This is a genomic window from Vibrio sp. R10-SG3-ISO10 (assembly GCF_059834185.1).
Genome location: NZ_JCBDHG010000024.1, coordinates 55,893 through 73,581, shown reverse-complemented (window position 1 = coordinate 73,581; position 17,689 = coordinate 55,893). Strand labels below are relative to the sequence as shown.

The following is a 17,689-nucleotide window of genomic DNA, read 5'->3' as shown; positions in this document are numbered from 1 at the left end:
CTAAGATTACTTTCAGGATCAGTTACAAATGAGATTGACGAAAAAAACAACAAGATAAAAGCTAGGTGAGATAACAAAACACAACAATAAGGAAGTCGCTTAGTTATGTTGCCATCCAAGCTGAAACTGCGCTCACTATTAGCAGGAATGCTAACATTATCACTTGCTCTTAGTTCATTCTCTGCACTTGCAGCAGAGAAAGTCTATCGCTTAAAACTTGCCGAAACTTGGGGACCGAATACCCCCATCTTAGGTGATGCCACCAAGAACATGGCCAAGCTCGCCGAAGAGATGTCAAACGGTCGCCTAAAAATTCGTATTGATTCCGCTAACAAACACAAAGCCCCGTTAGGGATATTCGATATGGTCAAGTCTGGGCAATACGACTTGGGCCACTCAAGCTCCTACTATTGGAAAGGTAAAGTACCTAACACGTTATACTTCTCCTCCATGCCATTTGGTATGATCTCTACTGAGCAATATGCTTGGTTTTATCGCGGTGGCGGTATGGAGTTAATGGAAAAAGTCTATGCACCACACAACCTTCTTTCTTTCCCAGGCGGTAACTCTGACATTCAGATGGGTGGCTGGTTTAAAAAAGAGATCAACTCAGTAGACGATCTAAAAGGACTTAAAATTCGTATTCCAGGCTTTGCTGGTGAAGTGATGGCAAAAGTAGGTGCAAAACCAACCAACATTGCTCCGGGAGAACTCTATACCTCATTGGAGCGAGGAACCATTGACGCACTGGAATGGGTAGGTCCTGCATTTGACCTTAGAATGGGCTTTCAGAAAATCGCGCCTTATTACTACACGGCGTGGCATGAACCGGGTTCGGAAACTCAGTTCTTAGTGAACAAAAAGAAATGGGATTCACTACCTAAAGATCTACAAACAATATTGGAAACAGCATTCCGAGTGGCAGCATTTGATATGTACACTCAGGCAGTCGATGCAAATGCAAATAGTTGGGCGACAATGAGTGCGGAGTACCCAGATATAAAAGTAAGGGACTTCCCACCAGAAGTGTTAAAAGCGATGCAAACCGCAACCACCGAATTGCTTGAACAGCAGGCTAGCAGCGACGCATTAGCGAAAGAAATTATTGAGTCACAAAGACAATACTTAACTAAAGTACGTGCATGGACTGACATCTCTTCTAAAGCTTACCTAGATACCAACTAACTCAACTTTGTGGCAGAGGAGACTCTGCCACGCGATCTGCCTTAAATAGATACAAACTTGCCTGGCTAGGATGTGTTACTTAGTTACAGAAAGAAGCTCAATGTGACATTAGTCACAACAAAGCACCTTTCCTCCCCACAACAAAATCAAACAGAGATCACATTAATAGTTAATTTGAATAATCAAAGAAGATACAAAGTGATCTAAATCACAAAGAATTGGGATATTAAAAAACCAAAAACAAGACATTGATCGATTAATATTTGTTGACAAAAGAGTGAATTCTAATTTGTAAAAAAGTTACACCCAAAATACTTGAACTAGATCGCTTAAATACTATTAGGTAGAAGTGTTTTATTTGCGACTAATCACAAAAAACCCGTTGTCAGTTCCAAAGTGAATTTGTGTGGTAAATTGATTGGGTACTAAGCAATCAAGCGGTTTTGGCGAACCGTACTACTACAATATTCATCAGAACATCGAACGGGGAACTCTTATGATATCACCAGATGCTAAGATCAAGATACAAAATTTTGGTCGTTTTCTGTCTAACATGGTAATGCCGAACATCGGTGCGTTTATCGCATGGGGCTTTATCACGGCACTCTTTATTCCAACTGGCTGGCTACCTAATGAAACGCTAGCGGCTATGGTTGGCCCAATGATCACTTACTTACTACCGCTCCTTATCGGTTATACCGGCGGTAAACTTGTTGGTGGCGATCGCGGTGCGGTTGTTGGTGCCATCACTACCATGGGCGTCATCGTTGGTACTGATATACCAATGTTTATGGGCGCGATGATGGTCGGCCCTCTGGGTGGTTGGGCAATTAAAAAATTCGACAACTACATTGATGGCAAAGTGAAAAGCGGCTTTGAGATGTTGGTCAACAACTTCTCTGCTGGCATCATCGGTATGCTATGTGCAATTTTGGCATTCATGTTCATTGGACCTTTTGTCAAAGTTCTTTCTGGTGGCCTAGCGGCTGGCGTTAACTTCCTAGTCTCAGCACACCTTCTTCCTTTGACCTCTATTTTTGTTGAGCCGGCGAAGATTCTGTTCCTCAACAATGCGATCAACCATGGAATCTTCTCACCACTAGGTATTCAGCAAGCTTCTGAAGCCGGTCAGTCGATCTTTTTCCTAATCGAAGCAAACCCAGGCCCTGGTTTAGGTATTCTGTTGGCTTACATGGTTTTCGGTAAAGGGACTGCTCGTCAAACTGCAGGTGGCGCTTCAATCATTCACTTCTTTGGCGGTATCCACGAGATTTACTTCCCGTATATCTTAATGAATCCGCGTCTTATCCTAGCTGCAATTGCTGGCGGTATGACAGGCGTATTCGTCCTCGTCATGTTTAATGCGGGCATCGTCTCTCCAGCTTCTCCAGGTTCTATTTTTGCCATTCTATTGATGACGCAGAAAGGCTCTATCGTTGGTGTATTAGCTTCTATTGCAGCCGCTACTGGTGTTTCATTTACAGTTGCTGCCTTGCTGATGAAGACTCAAACCTCAACGGAAGAAGATGGCGACAAAGCGGCATTACAAAAAGCTACTTCGCAAATGAAAGAAATGAAGTCTGGCGCAAAATCAGATTCAGCGGTCAACGCTCAAAACAAAGGCAACATCGACCTTGCAAACGTAACCAGCATTATTGTCGCTTGTGACGCAGGCATGGGCTCTAGCGCAATGGGCGCGAGCATGCTGCGTAAAAAAGTCCAAGATGCAGGTCTAAGCATTGATGTAAACAATCTAGCCATTAATAACCTAACTGAGAGCGCTGATATCGTGATTACCCACAAAGATCTAACGGATCGTGCTCGCAAGCATGCTCCGAATGCCCACCATATTTCTCTGACTAACTTCTTAGACAGTGAAATGTACAACCAACTCGTCACTAAGCTTCTTGCCGCTCAAAAAGGGGCTGCCGCAAATGACGAGCACAACGTCAAAGCCTCTGTACTCGCAGCCAACGATGACAGCTATGAGCCTCAGCAGCCTTCTGTTTTCCAAATCGCACCAGAAAACATCCATCTAGGATTAACCGCTAGCAACAAAGAAGACGCGATTCGTTTTGCAGGTAACAAACTGGTTGAAATGGGCTACGTAGAACCAGACTACGTTGATGCCATGTTTGAGCGCGAGAAATTGGTCCCAACTTATTTAGGCGAGTCTATTGCTGTCCCTCACGGTACCATTGAAGCAAAAGACAAAGTAAAGAAAACCGGAATTGTCATCTGCCAATATCCAGCAGGTATTCAATTTACTGATGACCAAGATGATGTCGCCAAACTGGTTATTGGTATTGCCGCTAAAAATGATGAACACATTCAAGTGATCACTACCATCACTAATGCACTCGATGAACCTGAAGCGATTGAAACGCTAACCAGCACTCAAGATGTGGCCAAGATTCTCAATATTTTAGGGAATCCACAAGCCGCTTAATCCTTCACTCAAAACCTTTGCTCCTGAGAGCAAACGAGGTCGACTGTCACCCCCTATGCAGTTGGCCTCACCCTAGAGTCGTTAATTTTTATTCTTTTATTTGGTAGGTAAATTATGAAAAATGCAGTTCATTTTGGTGCAGGCAATATCGGTCGCGGTTTTATTGGAAAGCTACTTGCTGACGCGGATGTTGAAGTCACGTTCGCTGATGTGGATACTCCACTTGTCGATCAACTCAGTCACAAACAAGAGTACAAGGTTAAAGTTGTGGGCACTGAGTGCCAAATCGAGACCGTTACTCACGTGACAGCGGTCAACTCAGCAAGTGAAGATGTGATTGAGCGTATAGCGAAAACCGATTTGGTCACCACCGCCGTTGGTCCAAATGTGTTGGATATCATTGCGAAAACAATCGCAACAGGTATCACAAAGCGCTTTGAATCTGGTAATGAATCACCGCTTAATATTATCGCCTGCGAAAACATGGTTCGTGGCACCACTCACCTCAAAGGTGAAGTCTATAAACACCTAGATAGCTCACTGCATGGTAAAGCTGATGAGTTGGTTGGCTTTGTCGATTCAGCCGTTGACCGCATTGTGCCACCCGCAGAAGCCGCCAACGATGATCCACTTGAAGTCACTGTTGAAAGCTTTAGCGAGTGGATTGTTGACGAGCAGCAGTTTAAAGGTGAAATTCCCGACATTTCTGGCATGGAGAAAACCGATAACCTAATGGCCTTCGTTGAGCGTAAGTTGTTTACTCTCAATACTGGTCACTGCATCACGGCTTATTTAGGTTGCTTGAAAGGCCACCAAACCATACGTCAGGCTATTGAAGACCCAGAAATTAGAGCGGATGTAAAACAAGCAATGTTCGAAAGTGGTGAAGTCCTGATTCGTCGCTATGGCTTTGATCGCGAATTACACATCGCTTATATCGAAAAAATTCTAAGTCGATTCGCTAATCCATATTTGGTTGATGAAGTCGACCGCGTTGGCCGCCAACCAATTCGCAAATTAGGTGCAAATGATAGATTAGTGAAGCCATTACTAGGTACAATTGAGTATGGCACTGAAAATCAAACGCTTTTAAAGGGTATCGCCGCAGCTCTCAAGTATAAGAGTGAGGATGATCCGCAAGCAGTTGAGCTACAAACCTCTTTGCAAGAACATGGCATTCGCCACACGCTAGCAAGGTACACAGGTTTGGATGAAAACAGCGAAGAAGTTGCGCAAATCGAATCCTTTTTCGCAGCACTATAACAACAAATACGGGGAGGAGAGCTCTCCTCCTCTATCAACAAAAAGTTTTAGTTCAGTATATGGCAGACAAAATTAATGAAACCGACATTATAGAGCGATTAAATAGCGCCCCATCGGTACGCGGCTTTTTTATTGCTGCCGTTGACGTATTTAATGACTCAATTGATGCACTAATGCAAAGAATCTTTCAGAAAGATAACTTTGCGGTGCAGTCGGTTGTTGGTCCGTTGCTCCATGACTCCGGTCCATTAGGCGATTTATCTGTCCGTTTGAAGTTACTGTTTGGCTTAGGTGTTCTACCTAATGATGTCTATCACGACATAGAAGACATCATCAAAATTAAAAATGAACTTAACAGTGACGCTGCTGATTATCAGTTCACTGACCCTAACGTTTTACAACCAATCAAAAAGCTCAACTTGGTTAAAAAAATGGGCATGGTACAGCTTGAAGTCGCCGAACCTGATGACGACATAGATCTTGATTTCTACCAGCTACAGCTTCAACGTCAACAACAGATCATAAAATCAGGGCTCTCACTGGCAATTGTCGAGATATGTAATGAACTCGGCAAAGAGAGCCCATTCTAATAACAACGACGACTACCCCTTGTCAGCCTCCTATTGACTTACAACAGGAGACATCATGTTAAAAGCGGTTCTTTTCGATATGGATGGGCTTATCTTTGATACCGAGTCCATCTACAAACTGAGCTGGCAGTATGCCGCTAGTGAACAAAATCTCGACTTAAGCGACGACTTCTATCAGCAATTCATCGGTGTTCAAGACCCTGAATGCGAACGGATTCTCGCGGAATACTTTCAAGATGCACTCGATCTATCTCGCTATAAACAGGCTCGTGACGCCCATTTTCATCGCTTAAGATCCAATGGCATCGCTTTCAAACCCGGTTTTGACCAACTATTCCAAGACATTAAGCGACGTGGACTCGCAACAGCCATTGTCACCTCCTCACACCTTGCTGAGGTCAAATACAATTTCACCACCAGCGACTACTTGCTTCAATTTGATTTAGTCATCACAGCAGAAGATGTAGAGCGCGGTAAACCTTGTCCTGACTGCTACCAAATGGCTTACACTCGTCTCGGCTTCAAAGCTGAAGAATGCTTAGTTTTAGAAGATTCAAATAACGGAGTCAAAGCGGCATTGGCAGCGGGTTGTCCTGTGGTCATGGTGCCAGATCTGTTACCACCCCAGACAGAAATCATCGATAAGATAACCGTAGTAGAGAGCTTGGAACAACTCATCCCGTTGCTTGATTCATTTTAATCTTCACCAATAACAAAAAGCCGAGGCACATTGCCTCGGCTTAATATCGTTATTTAGACTCTTACTCTACCGTGACCGCTTTCGCTAAGTTACGTGGTTGGTCAACATCAGTCCCTTTAATCAAGGCAACGTAGTAAGACAGTAGTTGCATCGGGATGGTGTAGTAAATCGGTGCCGTGATCTCGCTAACGTGCGGCATAGTGATGATCTTCATTGTCTCATCAGCTTCAAAGCCAGCATCTGCATCGGCGAACACGTACAGTAAACCGCCACGTGCACGAACTTCTTCAACGTTCGATTTTAGCTTCTCTAATAACTCGTTACTTGGCGCGACCACAACAACTGGCATATCTGCATCAATCAGTGCCAGTGGGCCATGCTTTAGTTCACCAGCGGCGTAGGCTTCAGCGTGGATGTAAGAGATCTCTTTTAGTTTGAGCGAGGCTTCCATCGCGATTGGATAAAACTCACCACGACCTAAGAACAATGTATGGTGCTTGTCAGCAAAATCTGTCGCCAACTCTTCAATGTCTTTCTCAAAAGAGAGAGCAGCGTTGATTTGCTTAGGTAGTGCATGCAGCGCTTCAACAATCTCTTGCTCTTTTTCTTTGCTGATACGGTTTTGTTGTTTACCTAATGCAGTCACTAACATCAGCAAAGCTGAAAGCTGAGTGGTAAAGGCTTTGGTTGACGCCACGCCAATTTCTACGCCAGCACGTGTCATAAAGGCAAAATCAGACTCACGAACCAGCGAAGAGCCAGCAACGTTACAGATAGTCATTGCAGCCATATAGCCTTTCTCTTTGGCTAGGCGCAAAGCTGCCAAGGTATCAGCCGTTTCACCCGATTGAGAAAGCGTGATTAACAGGCTGTTAGGACGCGTCACAAATTTGCGGTAACGGAACTCAGAAGCAATTTCTACGTCGCAGCTTACGCCAGCAAGATCTTCAAACCAATAACGAGCGGTCATACCTGCATTGTAAGAAGTACCACAAGCAACGATTTGTACATGCTCGACTTTGCTTAGGATTTCCGCCGCGTTAACACCAATGGCTTCGGTTACTACAGAGTCTGATGTAATACGGCCTTCCATGGTGTTGATCAGTGCCGTTGGCTGCTCATAAATCTCTTTTTGCATAAAGTGGCGGTACTGGCCTTTGTCACCCGCATCATGTTCAGCGTTAGACTCGGTAATCTCACGTTCTACGCGCTCGCCTGAAGCATCAAATACAGTTACTTCGCGGCGAGTGATTTCTGCAACGTCACCTTCTTCTAGATACATAAAGCGGCGAGTCACATTAAGCAGAGCAAGCTGGTCAGAGGCAAGGAAGTTCTCACCAACACCAAAACCAATCACGATTGGGCTACCTGAACGAGCAACGACAATACGCGAAGGATCTTTACGATCCAGAGCCACTGTGCCGTAGGCACCTTCAAGTTGCTTTGCGGTCTTTTGTACTGCTTCTAACAGTGTTTCTGAGCTACGCAGCTCCCACTCAACCATATGAGCGATCACTTCAGTATCCGTTTGAGATTCAAAAACGTAACCGCGAGACTTAAGTAGCTCACGTAGTTCTTCGTGGTTTTCAATAATGCCGTTGTGCACCACTGCGATGTCGCCTGACATATGTGGGTGGGCATTCGCCTCAGAAGGTTCACCATGAGTAGCCCAGCGAGTGTGAGCAATACCTGTTCCGCCGACAACTTGTGCCGAATCTACCGCGTCTGCTAGCTCTTGCACTTTACCAAGGCGACGAACGCGAGTTAGGTTTGACTCTCCATCAACAATCGCCACACCCGCAGAATCATAACCGCGGTATTCAAGGCGACGTAATCCTTCTACTAAAATTTCAGCGACATCTCGTTGTGCAACTGCACCGACGATTCCACACATATTCAACTCCAATTTGTTGATTCCGATAGGCAGCAAGCAAAGGCCAGATTCGGAGAAGTAAGATTAAAAAATTTGTTTAACGTTATGCACAAAGCACTTTGACGCCATGAGATTCAATTTTTGTTTTTAACTCTGGGTCTAAGTCTTTGTTGGTAATTAAGATATCGATGGCATCCCAAGCTAACTCTAAGTTAGGGATCTTTCTGCCGATCTTTTCCGACTCGACCATGACGATGACCTCACGAGACACCTCAGCCATCACTTTACTTAGGCCAACGAGCTCATTGAAGGTGGTGGTTCCGCGCTCAAGATCGACACCATCTGCGCCAATGAATAACTGGTCGAAGTCATATGAGCGTAGAACAGATTCTGCAACTTGACCTTGAAACGACTCGGAGTGTGCATCCCAAGTTCCGCCTGTCATCAATAGAGTCGGTTCGCTTTCAAGCTCATTCAGCGCGTTAGCGACATTAAGAGAATTAGTCATCACAACCAAACCGCGCATACCATCGAGCATTTTGATCAGAGCGCCAGTTGTACTGCCACTGTCGATCACAATACGGTTATGCTCGCGGATCAGCTTAACCGCCGCCTCCGCCAATTCGTTCTTTCGAATCGAAACATTTTCGTTCATTTCATCGCTTACCACTTCTTTCGGTAAGGCAATCGCACCACCATAGCGACGAAGAAGCTGACCATTTTTTTCTAGTGAAGCGAGATCCTTTCTAATCGTCACTTCAGAGGTTTCAAACTGAACAGAGAGTGCTTCTACGCTGACCTCTCCTTTCTCATTAACTAGATTAGAAATAGCGTGTCTTCTTAGTTGAGTGTTTCGTTTCGACATTTAATTCATATATTCAAGTTTCGAACTGAAAGGAATTATAGTCAAGTCGAAACATTTATGTCCATTTATTTCGATCCAAAAAATTAATATTTAGCGCAAAAACCTTGTCCTAAGACAATTGTTAAGCAGTGATATTGAAATCATTAGGTGGTAGAATTCGCACCCTAAAAGAAAAAAAATTACAGAATTGACCGTTATTTTTTTGCAATCTAGCCACTATATCCTAGTGTTGTCACAAAATTACGGCGTTGAACGGCATTAAGTTGGTCATAAAATGACTAAACTATGTGAAAGACTTTCAGTTCTGGAGCCAACTAGATGTAATGCTGTCATGAAGAGTTGGCAGGCACAAAATGCCTATTCGACAGCCTTGGTTTCAGACCAATAACCGACTTTCAAATTGTAACTATTATCGACCGGAGAGTATCTTCCATGAAAAAGACCAAAATCGTATGTACGATTGGCCCTAAAACTGAATCTGTAGAGAAGTTAACTGAACTAGTAAATGCAGGCATGAATGTAATGCGCCTGAACTTCTCTCACGGTGACTACGAAGAGCACGGCACTCGTATCGCGAACTTCCGCAAAGTAATGGAAGAGTCTGGTAAGCAGCTTGCTATCCTTCTAGATACTAAAGGCCCAGAAATCCGTACTATCAAACTAGAAAACGGCGATGACGTTGATCTAGTAGCTGGTCAAGAGTTCACTTTCACAACTGATATCTCAGTTGTAGGTAACAAAGATAAAGTAGCAGTGACTTACGCTGGTTTCGCAGCAGACCTAAACGTTGGTAACACTATCCTAGTAGACGACGGTCTAATCGAAATGGAAGTACTTGCTACTTCTGAAACTGAAGTTAAGTGTAAAGTTCTTAACAACGGTGCACTAGGTGAAAACAAAGGTGTTAACCTTCCTGGCGTTTCTGTAAACCTACCTGCACTATCTGAAAAAGATAAGAACGACCTTAAATTCGGTTGTGAGCAAGGCGTTGACTTCGTAGCTGCTTCTTTCATCCGTAAAGCTTCTGACGTTCAAGAAATCCGTGAAGTACTTGCTGCAAACGGCGGCGAGAACATCCACATCATCTCTAAGATCGAAAACCAAGAAGGTGTTGATAACTTCGACGAGATCCTAGAGCTTTCTGACGGCATCATGGTTGCTCGTGGTGACCTAGGTGTTGAAATCCCAGCTGAAGAAGTAATCTTCGCTCAGAAAATGATGATCGAGAAGTGTAACCGTGCACGTAAGATGGTTATTACTGCAACTCAAATGCTTGATTCTATGATCAACAACCCACGTCCTACTCGTGCGGAAGCAGGCGACGTTGCTAACGCTGTAATGGACGGTACTGACGCAGTAATGCTTTCTGGTGAAACAGCTAAAGGTAAGTATCCAGTTGAAGCGGTAACTATCATGGCTCAAATCGCGAACCGTACTGATTCAGCTCTAAAAGCTGAGCTTGGTTCTCGCCTAGACAGCCCACGTCTACGCATCACTGAAGCAGTATGTAAAGGCGCAGTAGATACAGCTGAGAAACTAGCGGCTCCACTTATCGTTGTTGCAACTGAAGGCGGTAAATCTGCACGTTCAGTACGTAAGTACTTCCCAACTGCAAACATCCTAGCACTAACGACTAACACTAAGACTGCTGCACAGCTAGTTCTAACTAAAGGTGTTACTCCAGTTGTAGTTGACTCTATCGAGAACACAGACGCGTTCTACGTAGCAGGTAAAGAACTTGCTCTAGAATCTGGCCTAGGTAACAAAGGCGACATCGTTGTTATGGTATCTGGTGCACTTGTGGCTTCTGGTACAACAAACACTGCATCTGTACACGTTCTATAATAAAACGCATACAATTGCACATTCTATTAAAGAGGGCTTATGCCCTCTTTTTTTATATATTTTTCTTGCCCACCCATTCCGTACGCTGTATTATCAACCAAAATTCAGTACCACATACCGTTTAATAATTATTAGTGGTGTCTTAGCAGTAGTGTAAGTAGTGAGGAATACATCGTGTCTAGCCCGACGTTAACAGACAAAGTCGCTAAAATGATTGTGCAAGATATTTTGAATGGGCAACTTCAACCAGATGAGAAACTGGTGGTTGCAGAGCTTAAACAGAGATACGACGTCGGTGCCTCTCCTATCAGAGAAGCACTGGTACAACTTTCTTGGAGCAAGTATGTCAGCTTACAACCGCAAAAAGGTTGTTGGGTTGCGCCTGTCTCTATTGATGAACTGAACGATCTCTATGAAAGCTTACGCTTTATCTCTTCCATTCTCCTCAAGCAAGCGATTGAAACTGGCGATGAAGGCTGGGAGTTAGAAGTACTGACTTCATTTCATAAATTGTCGCGCGTACAACACGCTAAAGAGGGCTTTGATTGGCAAGAGTGGGAAGAGCGTCAGCATCAGTTCCATATTTCCCTGCTAGAGGGGGCGCGTTCGAAAAACATGCTTGGTTTCTTCAGCGATCTCATCACTCAAATTAAACGTTATCGCTACTACGCAATCGTTAACGGTTTAGACTATGGCAGATCTTGTCTAGATGACTACGAGCAAATTATGAAGCTGGTATTAGCCAAGGATGGAGAAAAAGCCGCTGAGACACTAGATAATCACTTAGACCAGAATCGACAAAAAATCCAAGCCATTATTGATGAACAAGCCGTCGCTGCGTAACGAAGCTAAACAACAATCGAGCCTATAGGCTCGATTTTTATGCCACCTCTTCGGAGCTAAAACAGACCGACACTCGATTGCGACCGGAAGACTTTGAGTCGTACAACGCAATATCGGCGCACTTATAGCAACGTGTGCTATCAGCAATAAAATCGGTCACACCAATACTAACCGTCACTGGTATATTAACTGCTAAATCGATCGCTATACGTAAGCGCTCCAATGCAAGTTCGGCTTCTGTTATCGATGTATGCGGCATAATAATCGCAAATTCCTCACCACCAATTCGAGCCACAAAATCCGTCTCGCGTAAAGCAACTTCAAGCATCTTAGCCACGTTGGTGATCACGCGATCTCCTTCATCATGACCAAGTTCATCATTGATGCGTTTAAAAAAGTCGATATCAAGTAAAGCTAAACAGGCATTCGAGGTTGATGGATAGCGCTCAATAAGACGGGCATAACGACGCAGCTCTAACTCAAACTTACGGCGATTCCACAGCTGAGTGAGCTCATCTCTTTCGCTTAAAATACGCAGGCGCTCTTCCAGTTCCTTGCGATCACTAATGTCGACAATTGAAGTAATGTAATAGCTAACCCGACCTGATTTTGCCAACACACTTTGGACCCTGAGCAAAGCAGTGACAACTCGCTCATCACCTGTTCTGTGAATGCTAATTTCACCTTCCCATAGCTGTTGGTGGGCCACTTGCTCAAAAATCTCTAGCGATAGCTCAATTTGTTCCTCGCCAAGTAATTGCTTAATGATATTACGTGATTGAATATCACGATGTGCAAGTCCGGTGAGCGCACAAAATTGGTCATTAACCATAATCGCACGGTGATTACGATCGGAGATAATCACCGCAGACATACCACTTAGTGCTGCACGGGCTAATTGACTCTCAATACTGCGCTTACGGTAGTGAACCACAAGCAAGGTGCCTGGAATCACAAACGCAAGCATTAAGACAAACACCAAAGTCGCCTCTTGCATCAAGGCTTCACTTTCATGCTTAGTTATCGTCGCTAGTTCAGGCCCTTCAAGCTCAATCACCAGATACAAGGTCTGCTGAGGCGAAAGGTAAATCTGATTGAAGACAATCAGTCCCCCACTCTCCATCAGGTAACCTGACTTATTGTGCTGCATCATCTGCCAGGTTACAGGGAAAGTGCGCGCAAAATTATGCTCATTACGCTCTTTGACCAGGTGACCATATAACTCGCTTAGGCTTGCACCTGCTAAATAAAACCCCTGTTCACCAATGAGCTCAGGGCTAAATCGCTCATCGGGTGAGTAATTTAACCGAGATGAAAGGTAGCGAACATCAATATTGAGGACCAAGTATCCAGCGCGGCTTCCGGCAACATAAACGGGCGTAAGCAAGCGTAATGCAGGCTGATAAGGCTCGACAAGTTTGCCATGTTCGTATTCTAGATCGATTCCCCATACGCCAATATCATTCTCATTCAGAGTTTGGGCATACTGGTAATAATCTCGTTGTGACTTATCTTGAAGATTTATATCGCTCTCTACCTCAGCGTCACCATTGGTGTAGTTAAGGCGAATCTTCTCCATTCCGTTGACGTCTAAAAAACGAATCTGGGTATACCACTTTTGATTGCTCGCAACCGAAGACCAAACCTCTTCAACAACGGCTTTATTTGTTTGCGTCGGCTCAAGCACATACTCATAAAGGTTACGACTGTGTGAAAGCAACTCAATAATTGAGATAAACTGGCTACGAACGCTTTGATATTCACGCTCACTGTAGGCGAGCTGATGAATCGCCAACTCAGCATTTTGAGCTATGATATCTTTTTCAAGTTGTTGATGTTTATTGAAATAGTAAATAGTGACAAGTGAAAAGAAGATCAGCGTAGTGATGAACAGATATGAGAATATGGATTTACGCTGCATTAGGTGAAAAAGGCTCGGGTCGATGTGGCTGAGCAGTATATCATTTAATCGAAATAGGATTAAAGCCCCTACCGAAAGAAGTAGAATAGGGGCGGCTTGATCAGTAATGAAATCGTTTGTCTGATCAGTCGATCTTATAAATCACATCAACGCTATCGCGGATAACAATGGTAGAGTCTTGGTAACTATTCGATTCTGAACGCGCATCCATAGCCATAGAGCGCATCAAAACAGGTTGGTGACCAGACATTTTATAATCAATACGCCAAACACCGTTGAGATCTTTACCAAAGCCCTCTGCGAGCGACTCAGCCTTGCTGTTGGCATCTTTGATGGCTGCCATTCGTGCCTGCTGTTGATACTTAGCTTGGTCTTTGACTTTTAGTTGAATGTTATCAACTTGATTAATCCCTGAGTTTAAGGCCAGATCTAAGTATTGATTTAAGTCGGCTAAGTCTTCGACCGTCACTGTGATACTGCGTGAAGCTCGGTAACCAACCAGCTCTGGCTTACCGTCTTTAGGATAATGATATTGAGGCGTTATATAGAGGTTTGAACTAGTCACATCCTGCTTCTCTACGCCTTCTTTGTTTAATGCATCGAGAAATGTACGGACAACTTTATCAACCGACTGCTTTGCTTGCTCTGCCGTCATGGTTGACTCTACAACCTTAACCGAGAACTGCGCCATATCTGGCTTGGCGATCACTTCACCATAACCTGTTGTTGATAAATGTGGAAAATCGGGACTATTGGCCAACACGCCAAAACTGCTTAAAGACAGCGATAAAGCTGCAACAACTGAAGAGATAGCTTTCATACTCAATTACCATATGCCATTAACTCAATACATCATAGGCATGGAATAAAAAGACACCAAGATATCGCCATCAGTTCTGACAGAGAATTAACTGAGCATTTACGTGGCTACATATCGGCTATTTCGGCAGTAAATCCTCTGTGTATTCGACAATCGCCTGCGTCACCTGTTTTAGCAGACCAGTTTCAAGTTGCCAATGATGCCAGTAAATACGAAAACTCATAAAAAAGCCCGGCATCAAATCCACTAACTTTCCGGAGGCAAGTTCCTGTTCTATTTGCAGCTTAGGGATCAAACAGTAAGCACAGCCCATCAAAGCTAAGTTTACAAATGCCTCTGAGCTTGCGACATGATGATGCGGCACAGAGTTAGGGGATATATTGAAATGCTGCTTAAGAAAGTCACGATGCAATTCATCATGTTGATCGTAAGAGACGGCAGGTGCTTGTTTTAGCCCTTCTCGCGTGACGCCTGCTGGAAAATACTCCTGAGCAAACTCTGGGCTTGCCACACACACATAATCCATCCGACCAATGTATTTCGCCTCGCAGCCGACCATAGCTTTGGGCTCCATGCTTAAAGCGCCCAAGACTTCGCCATTTTTCAATTTATCTAACGTTCTCGCTTCACCATAAACCTCAAGTTCAAACTGAACCCGGCGTGACTTCATAATTGGCGCTAAAGCGGGCAGCAGCCATGTCGCTAAGCTGTCTGCATTAGTCGCAATCGCTGCGGTTTGTAAGCGCTCAGCCGTCTCATTATCTAGCTCTGGTATCAATTCAGATTCAAGCAGCTGAACTTGTTGGTAGAGCGCAAGAAGCTTTTGCCCAATAGGGGTAGGTCGTGGTGGTTGCTCGCGCACTAAAACGGGTTGAGCTAGAAACTTTTCTAGCTGTTTTAGTCGTTGCGATACTGCCGATTGAGAGACAAACAATGCTTCAGCGGCACGCTCAAAATTCCCACTACTGATCACCGCCTCTAGAGCCTCTATCCATCGATAATCCAAGCCACGCATCTTTTATTCCTCTCAATGCTCACTTCATTAGAATCTCTAATATAGTATAAAAATTATTAAATATACTTATTTTGACAGTTTACTTATCTTCTCGCCATATCAGTTAATTTGTTGGAGAGAAAGCCATGAACTTTTGGCTATTACTACAAGGCTTTGGCCTAGGCGCAAGCATGATCATCCCTATTGGCGCTCAAAACGCGTATGTGCTCAATCAAGGTATTAAGCGCCATCACCACCTTACAACCGCGACGATCTGCAGTGTGCTTGATATTGTTTTTATTTCTTTGGGGATCTTCGGCGGTGGCGCTCTGCTATCACAAAATGAAACCTTGCTCATGTTGGTCACTATCGGCGGCATTGCTTTTCTTGCAGTGTATGGCTCATTATCACTCAAAAGCGCATTTACACCTCAAGAGGAAGAAACTCAGCTCAATCAAACGCTAAGAGGCAAGCGTGCTGTCATTCTAGGCGCGCTAGCAGTGACGGTACTTAACCCTCACCTCTACCTTGATACAGTGGTGATTCTCGGTTCAATAGGCGGCCAATTTGAGGGCCAAGATCGTATTGCGTTTGCCATCGGCACCATGATGGCTTCACTGGTGTGGTTCTTCTCTCTTTCAATTGGTGCGGCCAAACTCGGTCCCACTTTGTCACAACCGCGAGTTAAGCAAGGTATTGATATTGTGGTTGCGATTATGATGTACGTGATTGCCGCCTTGTTGGCAAAAGAGTTATTCAATCAGTTAATGTAGGTGAGATATGAACAAGCTGGATGCTATTTATCAGTTCAACAAACAGCTCTTAGAGCAATTGAATGTTGATTATCAAGAGTGGCTACACGAGCCTATATTAGATTTTGCCACCGACGAGAGGGTAGCAGAGCAATTAGGTTGGACAGGCACTCATAGTAAAAGCCTGTTTCTCAAGCTAAAAGGCTCTGGCTATGCGTTGCTTCTCACCGACAAAGATAGTCGTTTAGACACTAAGGGGATTAAAGCCCTAACCGGGAAGCGACCTTCGATAGTCAGCAATGAGGAAATGATTGAGCAGATTGGTTGCGTACCGGGAGCGGTGTGCCCTTTCGGTCTGCCTACTGAAGTAGAAATTATTGTGGATAGCAAACTGTATCAACACAATGAAATCTTATATACACCGGGTAAACCAGAGGTGACCTTTGGCATCCCAGCCAACCAATTAAAAACCGTCTTAAGCTCGCTAGAAAATAAAGTGCTAGAAATGTAAAAAGCGAGGCAGTTTGCCTCGCTTTGTTCAATCTACGCTTAGAGATTATGCGTCCACTTTGTTCATATGAACATCCATTTGTGGGAATGGAATCTCGATACCTTCTTTATCTAAGCCTTCTTTGATCGCTTGCATCAAATCGAAGTAGACATTCCAGTAGTCGGCGGTTTTAACCCAAGGACGCACGACAAAGTTAACTGAAGAGTCAGCTAGTGTATGCACGCCAACCTGTACACCAGGCTCTTTAAGAATGCGCTCATCTGATTCACAAATCTTTGTCAGTAGCTCTTTGGTCTTCTGTAGATCTGCGCTGTAAGAAACACCAATCATCAGATCAATTCGGCGTGTTTCATGGCGTGAGTAGTTAGTGATTGGGCTACCAATTACACTACCATTCGGCACTACGACCATTTTGTTGTCTGGCGTAGTTAGCACGGTTTGGAAAATCTGGATTGAATCTACCGAGCCTGCCACACCACCAATTTCCACGTAGTCACCCGACTTAAATGGACGGAAAGCAACAATAAGCACACCAGCAGCAAAGTTAGAAAGTGAGCCCTGTAGAGCTAAACCTACGGCTAAGCCAGCCGCACCGATAACAGCAACCACAGACGCTGTTTGCACACCTAAACGACCTAGTGCCGCGATCAGTACAATAACAAATAGAAGGTAACGAACCAAGCCATGGATAAACTCAACAACCGCCTTATCCATCTTCTTCTTGTTTAAAACTTTAGCCACACTATTGGCGACCATTTTAACTATGATGTTACCGATAAATAAGATCAGAACAGCGGAAATAATGTTCACGCCATACTGCACCAAAAGATCGGAATTGTTAGTCAACCACTGCTCGGCATGACCTAAACCATCAACTAAAGGAGTTTCAATCCCTGCTGATTCACCTGCCATAATTTCTATCCTCTCAATTAAATGATTCTATGAACCAAACTGCTTTAAATTACCAATCAGAAACAACATCCCTATACATTCACTGAAGCAATGTCAGCTTTTTGGCACGATATCTCATTTTTGACTATTCGCAAAGCTATGTTTATGCAAATATAGCAAAAACAAA

Annotated in this window: 15 protein-coding genes; 9 read left to right on the top strand and 6 right to left on the bottom strand. The window is 44.1% G+C overall.

The window, feature by feature from the left end:
• Nucleotides 1-105: 105 nt before the first annotated feature.
• The 5 genes from AC6R16_RS20025 to AC6R16_RS20005 all read left to right on the top strand — a co-directional run bounded on the left by AC6R16_RS20025 (nucleotide 106) and on the right by AC6R16_RS20005 (nucleotide 6,187).
• Complete coding sequence (locus tag AC6R16_RS20025; RefSeq protein WP_500675516.1) at nucleotides 106-1,185, top strand: TRAP transporter substrate-binding protein; 1,080 nt, start codon at nucleotides 106-108, stop codon at nucleotides 1,183-1,185.
• 496 nt (nucleotides 1,186-1,681) lie between these two features.
• The gene (locus AC6R16_RS20020) at nucleotides 1,682-3,634 is read left to right on the top strand and encodes a PTS mannitol transporter subunit IICBA (protein ID WP_500675515.1); all 1,953 of its coding nucleotides are present in this window, start codon (nucleotides 1,682-1,684) and stop codon (nucleotides 3,632-3,634) included.
• 114 nt (nucleotides 3,635-3,748) lie between these two features.
• Nucleotides 3,749-4,897: a mannitol-1-phosphate 5-dehydrogenase gene (locus tag AC6R16_RS20015; protein WP_500675514.1), complete on the top strand. Its 1,149-nt coding sequence runs from the start codon at nucleotides 3,749-3,751 to the stop codon at nucleotides 4,895-4,897.
• A 59-nt stretch (nucleotides 4,898-4,956) separates the two neighbouring features.
• Nucleotides 4,957-5,487 (top strand): MltR family transcriptional regulator, encoded by a 531-nt coding sequence (locus AC6R16_RS20010; protein WP_069667632.1) that lies wholly within the window; start codon nucleotides 4,957-4,959, stop codon nucleotides 5,485-5,487.
• A gap of 55 nt (nucleotides 5,488-5,542) precedes the next feature.
• Entirely contained in the window at nucleotides 5,543-6,187 is a 645-nt protein-coding gene (locus tag AC6R16_RS20005) for an HAD family hydrolase (protein WP_500675513.1), read from the top strand.
• A gap of 61 nt (nucleotides 6,188-6,248) precedes the next feature.
• Here the strand turns inward: AC6R16_RS20005 and glmS are convergent, their stop codons facing one another.
• Together glmS and AC6R16_RS19995 are read right to left on the bottom strand one after the other, a co-directional pair.
• The gene (glmS, locus tag AC6R16_RS20000) at nucleotides 6,249-8,081 is read right to left on the bottom strand and encodes a glutamine--fructose-6-phosphate transaminase (isomerizing) (RefSeq protein WP_500675512.1); all 1,833 of its coding nucleotides are present in this window, start codon (nucleotides 8,079-8,081) and stop codon (nucleotides 6,249-6,251) included.
• Between the two features lie 82 nt (nucleotides 8,082-8,163).
• On the bottom strand, nucleotides 8,164-8,925 hold the full coding sequence (locus AC6R16_RS19995) for a DeoR/GlpR family DNA-binding transcription regulator (protein WP_004742540.1): 762 nt from the start codon (nucleotides 8,923-8,925) through the stop codon (nucleotides 8,164-8,166).
• A gap of 432 nt (nucleotides 8,926-9,357) precedes the next feature.
• On the opposite strand from AC6R16_RS19995, the gene pykF reads away from it, so the two are divergent.
• Complete coding sequence (gene pykF / locus AC6R16_RS19990) at nucleotides 9,358-10,770, top strand: pyruvate kinase PykF (protein ID WP_004742539.1); 1,413 nt, start codon at nucleotides 9,358-9,360, stop codon at nucleotides 10,768-10,770.
• 174 nt (nucleotides 10,771-10,944) lie between these two features.
• Nucleotides 10,945-11,613, top strand: a complete 669-nt coding sequence (locus AC6R16_RS19985) for a GntR family transcriptional regulator (RefSeq protein WP_500675511.1) — start codon at nucleotides 10,945-10,947, stop codon at nucleotides 11,611-11,613.
• Nucleotides 11,614-11,650: 37 nt separating this feature from the next.
• On the opposite strand, the gene AC6R16_RS19980 is transcribed toward AC6R16_RS19985, so the two are convergent.
• The 3 genes from AC6R16_RS19980 to AC6R16_RS19970 form a co-directional block, all read right to left on the bottom strand.
• Nucleotides 11,651-13,534 carry a sensor domain-containing diguanylate cyclase gene (locus AC6R16_RS19980; protein ID WP_500675510.1) on the bottom strand — a complete coding sequence of 628 codons (1,884 nt, stop codon included), beginning with the start codon at nucleotides 13,532-13,534 and terminating at the stop codon, nucleotides 11,651-11,653.
• Between the two features lie 124 nt (nucleotides 13,535-13,658).
• Complete coding sequence (locus tag AC6R16_RS19975; RefSeq protein WP_500639201.1) at nucleotides 13,659-14,354, bottom strand: oxidative stress defense protein; 696 nt, start codon at nucleotides 14,352-14,354, stop codon at nucleotides 13,659-13,661.
• A 118-nt stretch (nucleotides 14,355-14,472) separates the two neighbouring features.
• Entirely contained in the window at nucleotides 14,473-15,369 is an 897-nt protein-coding gene (locus AC6R16_RS19970) for a LysR family transcriptional regulator ArgP (protein ID WP_500639200.1), read from the bottom strand.
• 125 nt (nucleotides 15,370-15,494) lie between these two features.
• On the opposite strand from AC6R16_RS19970, the gene AC6R16_RS19965 reads away from it, so the two are divergent.
• Nucleotides 15,495-16,121 (top strand): LysE/ArgO family amino acid transporter, encoded by a 627-nt coding sequence (locus tag AC6R16_RS19965; protein ID WP_500675509.1) that lies wholly within the window; start codon nucleotides 15,495-15,497, stop codon nucleotides 16,119-16,121.
• 7 nt (nucleotides 16,122-16,128) lie between these two features.
• Nucleotides 16,129-16,611 (top strand): YbaK/EbsC family protein, encoded by a 483-nt coding sequence (locus AC6R16_RS19960; protein ID WP_500675508.1) that lies wholly within the window; start codon nucleotides 16,129-16,131, stop codon nucleotides 16,609-16,611.
• Between the two features lie 45 nt (nucleotides 16,612-16,656).
• Here AC6R16_RS19960 and mscS read toward each other — a convergent pair whose 3' ends face one another.
• On the bottom strand, nucleotides 16,657-17,523 hold the full coding sequence (gene mscS / locus AC6R16_RS19955) for a small-conductance mechanosensitive channel MscS (protein ID WP_500675507.1): 867 nt from the start codon (nucleotides 17,521-17,523) through the stop codon (nucleotides 16,657-16,659).
• Nucleotides 17,524-17,689 lie beyond the last annotated feature (166 nt).

Excerpts from the sequence above, each read along its gene's own strand:
- AC6R16_RS20025 (WP_500675516.1), top strand. The coding sequence starts at position 106 with ATGTTGCCATCCAAGCTGAAACTGCGCTCACTATTAGCAGGAATGCTA.
- mscS (WP_500675507.1), bottom strand. The coding sequence starts at position 17,523 with ATGGCAGGTGAATCAGCAGGGATTGAAACTCCTTTAGTTGATGGTTTA.
- AC6R16_RS19970 (WP_500639200.1), bottom strand. The coding sequence starts at position 15,369 with ATGCGTGGCTTGGATTATCGATGGATAGAGGCTCTAGAGGCGGTGATC.
- AC6R16_RS19975 (WP_500639201.1), bottom strand. The coding sequence starts at position 14,354 with ATGAAAGCTATCTCTTCAGTTGTTGCAGCTTTATCGCTGTCTTTAAGC.
- AC6R16_RS20015 (WP_500675514.1), top strand. The coding sequence starts at position 3,749 with ATGAAAAATGCAGTTCATTTTGGTGCAGGCAATATCGGTCGCGGTTTT.
- AC6R16_RS20005 (WP_500675513.1), top strand. The coding sequence starts at position 5,543 with ATGTTAAAAGCGGTTCTTTTCGATATGGATGGGCTTATCTTTGATACC.
- pykF (WP_004742539.1), top strand. The coding sequence starts at position 9,358 with ATGAAAAAGACCAAAATCGTATGTACGATTGGCCCTAAAACTGAATCT.
- glmS (WP_500675512.1), bottom strand. The coding sequence starts at position 8,081 with ATGTGTGGAATCGTCGGTGCAGTTGCACAACGAGATGTCGCTGAAATT.
- AC6R16_RS19980 (WP_500675510.1), bottom strand. The coding sequence starts at position 13,534 with ATGCAGCGTAAATCCATATTCTCATATCTGTTCATCACTACGCTGATC.
- AC6R16_RS19995 (WP_004742540.1), bottom strand. The coding sequence starts at position 8,925 with ATGTCGAAACGAAACACTCAACTAAGAAGACACGCTATTTCTAATCTA.
- AC6R16_RS20010 (WP_069667632.1), top strand. The coding sequence starts at position 4,957 with ATGGCAGACAAAATTAATGAAACCGACATTATAGAGCGATTAAATAGC.
- AC6R16_RS20020 (WP_500675515.1), top strand. The coding sequence starts at position 1,682 with ATGATATCACCAGATGCTAAGATCAAGATACAAAATTTTGGTCGTTTT.
- AC6R16_RS19965 (WP_500675509.1), top strand. The coding sequence starts at position 15,495 with ATGAACTTTTGGCTATTACTACAAGGCTTTGGCCTAGGCGCAAGCATG.
- AC6R16_RS19960 (WP_500675508.1), top strand. The coding sequence starts at position 16,129 with ATGAACAAGCTGGATGCTATTTATCAGTTCAACAAACAGCTCTTAGAG.